The sequence below is a fragment of the Bacillus manliponensis genome (assembly GCF_000712595.1).
GTDB classification, from domain to species: Bacteria; Bacillota; Bacilli; order Bacillales; family Bacillaceae_G; genus Bacillus_A; species Bacillus_A manliponensis.
This window is the reverse complement of the sequence record NZ_JOTN01000047.1, coordinates 1-7,436: the sequence shown is the minus strand read 5'-3', so window position 1 is coordinate 7,436 and position 7,436 is coordinate 1. Positions and strand designations below refer to the sequence as shown.

Genomic DNA, 7,436 nt, shown 5'->3' with positions numbered 1-7,436 from the left:
GTCCCTGTGAGAGTAGGACGTCGCCAAGCAATGTAACCCGAGTCAGTTTGACTCGGGTTTTTTGTATTTCTTAGGAAATATGGTGGTGCATTAAATATAAATAAACATAATAGGGGATCTTTTCAGCTGTAACGGATAAAAATTGATAAATAAATGGATAATCATCAGAGGCGTAATTACCAAGTAAATCGTACCACCAATCAGTTTCATAGCGAGAAATCATACTTAAATTGTATAACAATAAATAATGTATAAGCAGTTCAGGAAGAAGCTTTGATACTTCCCGATTAATAGGCAAATAGTATGTATTCTCATAATAATGATGTGTTAGAGGTGTACTATATAATGGATTCCACTTGTTGATTGGCGTTGAAAAGAATAAAGCTTTTTTATCGATTTTTTCTTTTTCATGTTGAATATCCAAGTGCTTATATGTCTCTTCTATGTAACGAATAAAGCGCTCTTCTGTCATATGAAATCGATCTAAAATTGCGGTAGGAATACGTAATGTATGATAGGATGGCGTTTCTAGTTTGTATAAAATCTTTTCATGTTTCGAAAAGAGTAGCAAATCCTGTAATTCAGGAATACTTTGCAAAAGTTCTTTCATCGTATATTTTTCGCCTTCTAAATGTTTCATGTGAAACATTTTATCTGCAAGGAGGGTAAATAGTCCGTGTTTTTGAACTTTTACTTCATCATCGAGAAAACGATAACTTTGTTTTTTTCTTTTTCTCGTTGTGGCGCCATGAGCTAATACAGAAGTGGATTCAGGATAATTAGGATCTGTTGTAAGCAAGCAAGCTTTTAATAATTGACTCATTCCATAAAATAATAATACAGGTTGAAGAGAGAATGGTGAAACACGGCATAACTCGTAATAGTTTTTTCCGTGCTCTAAATAATAAATAAAAGGATAACAGTTTTCAAATCCCTTTTTTTCTATATCTTTTATATTTAATTTCTTATAACAGTTCGTTAAATATTGCTGTGTATGGTGTGTGGAAAGGAAGAAGCTTAATTTCTCCCAAACCCCTGATTTAGGTTGCATAATATACGCTCCTTTTATTCTGAAAATTCCAACATAATTTCTCTTTCTTGACAGTATTTTAACCAATTGATAAGCTACTAATAATAATTTCAGGTTGCATAGGGGGATCAATTTATGTGGGAATCTAAATTTGTTAAAGAAGGTTTAACGTTTGATGATGTACTACTTGTACCAGCAAGATCTGATGTATTGCCAAGAGAAGTAAGTGTAAAGACAGTTCTTTCGGAAAGTCTGCAGTTAAATATTCCACTTATTAGTGCTGGTATGGATACGGTAACAGAAGCTGATATGGCGATTGCAATGGCACGCCAAGGTGGTTTAGGCATCATCCATAAAAACATGTCCATCGAGCAACAAGCAGAACAAGTAGATAAGGTAAAACGTTCTGAAAGTGGTGTTATTACAGATCCTTTCTTTTTAACACCAGAACATCAAGTTTTTGATGCAGAACATTTAATGGGTAAATATCGTATTTCAGGTGTTCCAATTGTAAATAACAAAGAAGAGCAAAAATTAGTTGGTATTATTACAAACCGTGATATGCGTTTTATCCAAGATTACTCTATTTTAATTTCTGATGTGATGACGAAAGAAGAGTTAATCACTGCTCCAGTAGGGACAACGTTAGAAGAAGCAGAAAAGATTTTACAGCAACATAAAATTGAAAAGCTCCCTCTTGTTGATAATAACGGCGTATTAAAGGGCCTTATTACAATTAAAGATATCGAAAAAGTAATTGAGTTCCCGAACTCAGCAAAAGATAAGCAAGGACGATTATTAGTTGGTGCAGCCGTTGGTGTAACAGCTGATGCAATGGTTCGTATCGATGCTTTAGTAAAAGCAAATGTAGACGTAATTGTTATCGATACAGCACATGGACATTCAAAAGGTGTAATTGAAAAAGTAAAAGAAGTACGTGGAAAATATCCAGAGCTAAACATTATTGCAGGTAACGTAGCTACAGCCGAAGCAACACGTGAATTAATCGAAGCGGGTGCCAATATTATTAAAGTAGGAATTGGACCAGGATCAATTTGTACAACACGTGTTGTGGCGGGTGTAGGTGTTCCTCAATTAACGGCTGTATACGACTGTGCAACAGAAGCTCGTAAACATGGTATTCCGGTTATTGCTGATGGGGGCATTAAGTACTCTGGTGATATTGTAAAAGCTTTAGCGGCTGGCGCACATGTTGTTATGCTTGGTAGTATTTTTGCCGGTGTAGCAGAAAGCCCTGGAGAGACAGAAATTTATCAAGGTCGTCAATTTAAAGTTTACCGTGGTATGGGTTCTGTAGGAGCAATGGAAAAAGGAAGTAAAGACCGCTACTTCCAAGAAGGGAATAAAAAGCTTGTTCCAGAAGGAATTGAAGGTCGTGTTCCATTCAAAGGTCCTTTAGTAGACACAGTTCATCAATTAGTCGGTGGCTTACGCGCTGGTATGGGTTACTGTGGTGCACAAGATTTAGAATTTTTACGTGAAAATGCAAAGTTTATTCGCATGTCAGGTGCAGGTTTAAGAGAGAGTCATCCACATGATGTACAAATCACAAAAGAAGCGCCTAACTACTCTTGATAATACTTGATATGTAAATAGACAGAGATTTGATATCTCTGTCTATTTTTTTTTGATTATGTTAGAATAACGGTTATGTGAGTACAAAATATTGGAGGTAACAAAAGTGAAAGGTATGTTTCAGAAGCGGATTATCGCAGTAGTAACGGCGCTGATGCTATTTTGTAGTATGTTTGTTACATATGGAAGTGCATCTGCAGAAGCGAGCAATTCTTTACAGATTGAAGCAGAAGCTGCAATTTTAGTTGAAGCTAATTCTGGAAAAATTTTATATCAAAAAAATCCAGATGCGTCATTACCAATTGCAAGTATGACAAAAATGATGAGTGAATATTTAGTGCATGAGGCAGTAGAAAAAGGGAAAATCAAATGGAATCAAAAAACTACTGTATCCCCATATGCCCATGGTATTTCACAAAATCGTGAGCTATCTAACGTTCCATTAGAAAACGGTGGATCTTATACGGTAAAAGAGCTATATGAAGCAATGGCAATCTATTCTGCAAACGGTGCCACAATTGCTTTAGCAGAATTAATTGCTGGATCAGAAGCAAACTTTGTAAAAAAGATGAATGCAAAAGCAAAAGAGTTAGGAATGAAAAGCTCTAGCTTTGTAAACTCTACTGGTTTATCTAATAGCGATCTAGGTGGACAACATCCAGAAGGAACAAATCCGGATGATGAGAATAAGATGTCTGCTAGAGATTCAGCACTTTTAGCACAGCATTTAATTCAAGAGTACCCAGAGATTTTAGATACAGCTAAAATTTCTAAGAAAACCTTCCAAGAAGGTGGCAAATATCCGATTGAAATGCATAACTGGAACTGGATGTTAAAAGGTCTAGTTAAAGAATATGAAGGAGTAGATGGACTGAAAACAGGTTCAACTCCAGCGGCTGGTTCTTGCTTTACAGGTACAGCGAAACGTGATGACATGCGCTTAATTGCTGTTGTAATTAAAACAGAATCGCATACAGCTCGTTTTGATGAAACAAAAAAGTTATTTGACTATGGTTTTACAAATTTTGAAACGAAAAAAGTGTATGATGAAGGATCGAAAGTAAAAGGTCATGAAACAGTACATGTAGATAAAGCAAAAGACACAGATGTAGCTGTGGAAACAAAAAAAGCAGTTGTACTTCCAATGCCAAAAGGCAGCAAAGATGTATATAAGACAGAATTTAAAGAAAGTAAGGAAAAAGAAGCACCAATTAAAAAGGGAACGGAACTCGGCTATATGATGGTATCTGCTAAAGATAGCAATGATCCAGGTTTCTTATCTGGTAAGTCATTACAGGTAGGTCTTGTAACAAAATCCGAAGTAGAAAAAGCGAATTGGTTTGTTCTATCTATGCGTGGTATTGGTGGATTCTTTAGTGGTCTCTGGAACGGTGCAGTAGATACAGTAACAGGTTGGTTTTAAAAGCTCCTAAAAAATAGGAGCTTTTTTTAATTCCTATTTTTCACACCGAATTTATCTAAAAAAAACAGTAGACAAGCCTCTAATAGTTAGTGGTAGAATGTAAGAGTATTCTCAATTTTTCCACCGTTAAAGGGGAAAAGCAATTCACCTAGGGAGGTTTTTTATACATGATCAATGTAACAGGAACAGAGCGCGTTAAGCGCGGAATGGCAGAAATGCAAAAAGGCGGCGTTATTATGGACGTAGTTAACGCTGAGCAAGCAAAAATTGCAGAAGAAGCGGGTGCGGTTGCTGTTATGGCATTAGAACGCGTTCCAGCTGATATTCGTGCAGCGGGCGGCGTTGCGCGTATGGCTGACCCAACAATTGTTGAAGAAGTAATGGGAGCTGTATCAATTCCGGTTATGGCGAAATGCCGTATTGGTCATCTTGTAGAAGCTCGTGTATTAGAGTCATTAGGGGTAGATTACATTGATGAGAGTGAAGTATTAACTCCAGCTGATGAAGTATATCATTTAAATAAACGTGATTATACTGTTCCATTTGTATGTGGATGCCGTGATATTGGGGAAGCTGCACGACGTATCGCTGAAGGAGCGTCTATGCTTCGTACAAAAGGTGAACCAGGAACAGGAAATATTGTAGAAGCTGTACGTCATATGCGTCAAGTAAACGCAGAAATTCGTCAAGTTGTAGGTATGCGTGAAGACGAATTAATGACATTTGCAAAAAATACAGGTGCTCCTTATGAAGTGTTACTTGAAATTAAACGCCTTGGTCGTTTACCAGTTGTAAACTTTGCAGCAGGTGGTATTGCAACACCAGCAGATGCAGCGTTAATGATGCAACTTGGTGCAGATGGCGTATTCGTAGGTTCTGGTATCTTTAAATCTGAGAATCCAGAGAAATTCGCACGTGCAATTGTAGAAGCTACAACTCACTATGAAGACTACGAATTAATTGCAAGCCTTTCTAAAGGATTAGGTACAGCAATGAAAGGTGTCGAAATTTCAACATTATTACCAGAACAACGCATGCAAGAGCGCGGTTGGTAATCAAAGGGGATTTCAAAATGGTTACAATCGGTGTATTAGGACTTCAAGGTGCTGTTCGCGAACATGTGAGAGCGATTGAAGAAAGTGGTGCAAAAGCTGTTATCGTGAAGCGTGTAGAACAATTGCAAGAAGTTGATGGACTCATTTTACCTGGCGGTGAAAGTACGACAATGCGCCGTCTGATTGATAAATATAATTTCATGGAGCCGCTTCGCCAGTTTGCGAAAGAAGAGAAGCCAATGTTTGGGACTTGCGCAGGTATGATTTTACTTGCGAAAAATCTTATTGGATATGAGGAGGCTCATATTGGCGCTATCGATATTACTGTGGAGCGTAATGCATTTGGACGTCAAAAAGATAGCTTTGAAGCAGCACTCTCGATAAAGGGTGTTGGAGAAGAGTTTGTTGGTGTATTTATTCGTGCACCTTATGTGGCCAATGTAGAGAATCATGTAGAAGTATTATGCACATATGAGGATCGCATTGTAGCGGTTCGTCAAAATCATGTGTTAGCGGCTTCTTTCCATCCAGAATTAACAGAAGATCATCGTATGACAGCATATTTTGTTCAAATGGTTGAAGAAGCAAAAATGAAAAAAGTTGTATAAGTAGCTTGCAAGTTGTATAAGATTATAGTAAATTGATGGTAACTATTTTATACGACAATATGTTGATAGGAAGTAGTAACAAGAGATGTTTCTTGTAGAGAGTCGGTGGTTGGTGAGAACCGATAGAAACTGCTTGTGAATCCATCCTAGAGTGAAATGTGGAACGCCATATCGGTTATTATACATTTCCGGTGAAGAGCCGTTATATTCTACTGAGAGGAAAGCATTTATGCTTTCAATTAGGGTGGCAACGCGGGTTAACTCTCGTCCCTTTTTATAGGGACGGGAGTTTTTTGTGTTTTATTAAAAGTAAAGGAGAGATAATCATGCTTGATATTAAAGTATTACGTGCGAATTTTGAAGAAGTAAAAGGAAAATTACAGCATAGAGGCGAAGATTTAACAGCTTTAGATCGCTTTGAAGAGCTAGATACAAAGAGAAGAGAGTTACTTGTACTAACAGAGGAACTAAAGAGCAAACGTAATGAAGTATCTCAGCAAATTTCTGTTTTAAAGCGTGAGAAGAAAGATGCAGATGCATTAATTATAGAAATGCGAGAGGTTGGGGAGAAAGTAAAAGACCTTGATGGTGAACTTCGCACAGTAGAAGAGGATTTAGAGAAATTACTTTTATCTATTCCGAATATCCCGCATGAATCTACACCAGTTGGTGAAACAGAAGATGATAACGTACAAGCGCGTACGTGGGGAGAAGTACGTGAATTTGGCTTTGAGCCAAAACCACATTGGGATCTTGCAGCAGATTTAGGAATTGTAGATTTTGAACGTGCTGGAAAAGTAACAGGAAGTCGCTTTGTTTTCTATAAGGGTGCAGGTGCAAAGTTAGAACGTGCGCTTATTAGTTTCATGCTTGACCTTCATACAGAAGAACATGGTTATGAAGAGGTATTACCTCCATATATGGTAAACCGCACAAGCATGACAGGAACTGGTCAGCTTCCAAAATTTGAAGAGGATGCATTCCGTATTGAAAGTGAAGATTATTTCTTAATTCCAACAGCAGAAGTGCCAGTAACAAACATGCACCGCGATGAGATTTTAAATATCGATCAATTACCAATACAATACGCAGCATATAGTGCATGCTTCCGTTCTGAAGCAGGATCTGCTGGTCGTGATACACGCGGACTAATTCGTCAGCATCAATTCAATAAAGTAGAACTTGTAAAGTTTGTTAAACCAGAAGATTCTTATGAAGAACTTGAAAAGTTAACAAACAATGCAGAGCGTGTTCTTCAATTATTAGGTCTTCCATACCGTGTGATGAGCATGTGTACAGCAGATTTAGGATTTACTGCAGCGAAGAAATATGATATTGAAGTGTGGCTGCCAAGCTATGATGCATACCGTGAGATTTCTTCTTGTAGTAACTTTGAATCATTCCAAGCACGCCGCGCTAACATTCGTTTCCGTCGCGATACAAAAGCGAAACCAGAACATGTTCATACGTTAAATGGATCTGGTCTTGCAATTGGCCGTACAGTAGCTGCGATTTTAGAGAACTACCAACAAGAAGATGGAACAATTGAAATTCCAGAAGTATTACGTCCATATATGGGTGGAAAAACAGTTATTAAGTAAGAGCATATAAGGTATGAGGTAAGGTAAGGAGAAAAAATTTCTTCTCCTTACCTTTAATCTATTATAGTGGGCTTGACTAATAGTTTTTCTTTATGATATTATATCTAATGTCAATACGGAGGA

6 protein-coding genes and 1 other annotated feature are annotated in these 7,436 nt (G+C 37.5%); of the genes, 5 read left to right on the top strand and 1 reads right to left on the bottom strand.

The genetic code is table 11. From position 1 onward, the window contains the following. Nucleotides 1-70: 70 nt before the first annotated feature. Entirely contained in the window at nucleotides 71-1,051 is a 981-nt protein-coding gene (locus tag BAMA_RS22845; protein ID WP_034644276.1) for a YaaC family protein, read from the bottom strand. Between the two features lie 114 nt (nucleotides 1,052-1,165). On the opposite strand from BAMA_RS22845, the gene guaB reads away from it, so the two are divergent. From guaB to serS, 5 genes are all read left to right on the top strand, one after another. Next, nucleotides 1,166-2,626 (top strand): IMP dehydrogenase, encoded by a 1,461-nt coding sequence (gene guaB / locus BAMA_RS22840; RefSeq protein ID WP_034644275.1) that lies wholly within the window; start codon nucleotides 1,166-1,168, stop codon nucleotides 2,624-2,626. A gap of 106 nt (nucleotides 2,627-2,732) precedes the next feature. Continuing rightward, complete coding sequence (locus BAMA_RS22835; protein WP_034644273.1) at nucleotides 2,733-4,049, top strand: D-alanyl-D-alanine carboxypeptidase family protein; 1,317 nt, start codon at nucleotides 2,733-2,735, stop codon at nucleotides 4,047-4,049. A gap of 167 nt (nucleotides 4,050-4,216) precedes the next feature. After that, nucleotides 4,217-5,104 (top strand): pyridoxal 5'-phosphate synthase lyase subunit PdxS, encoded by an 888-nt coding sequence (gene pdxS / locus BAMA_RS22830; RefSeq protein WP_034644271.1) that lies wholly within the window; start codon nucleotides 4,217-4,219, stop codon nucleotides 5,102-5,104. A gap of 17 nt (nucleotides 5,105-5,121) precedes the next feature. Further along, nucleotides 5,122-5,712, top strand: a complete 591-nt coding sequence (gene pdxT, locus BAMA_RS22825; protein WP_034644269.1) for a pyridoxal 5'-phosphate synthase glutaminase subunit PdxT — start codon at nucleotides 5,122-5,124, stop codon at nucleotides 5,710-5,712. A 53-nt stretch (nucleotides 5,713-5,765) separates the two neighbouring features. Then, nucleotides 5,766-5,987: a binding site (T-box leader), on the top strand. Nucleotides 5,988-6,038: 51 nt separating this feature from the next. Then, entirely contained in the window at nucleotides 6,039-7,313 is a 1,275-nt protein-coding gene (serS, locus tag BAMA_RS22820) for a serine--tRNA ligase (RefSeq protein ID WP_034644268.1), read from the top strand. The last annotated feature ends 123 nt before the right edge of the window (nucleotides 7,314-7,436 follow it).

What these genes read in the sequence shown, in the direction of transcription:
- BAMA_RS22845 (WP_034644276.1), bottom strand. Translation starts at nt 1,051, where the DNA reads ATGCAACCTAAATCAGGGGTTTGGGAGAAATTAAGCTTCTTCCTTTCC.
- guaB (WP_034644275.1), top strand. Translation starts at nt 1,166, where the DNA reads ATGTGGGAATCTAAATTTGTTAAAGAAGGTTTAACGTTTGATGATGTA.
- pdxS (WP_034644271.1), top strand. Translation starts at nt 4,217, where the DNA reads ATGATCAATGTAACAGGAACAGAGCGCGTTAAGCGCGGAATGGCAGAA.
- pdxT (WP_034644269.1), top strand. Translation starts at nt 5,122, where the DNA reads ATGGTTACAATCGGTGTATTAGGACTTCAAGGTGCTGTTCGCGAACAT.
- serS (WP_034644268.1), top strand. Translation starts at nt 6,039, where the DNA reads ATGCTTGATATTAAAGTATTACGTGCGAATTTTGAAGAAGTAAAAGGA.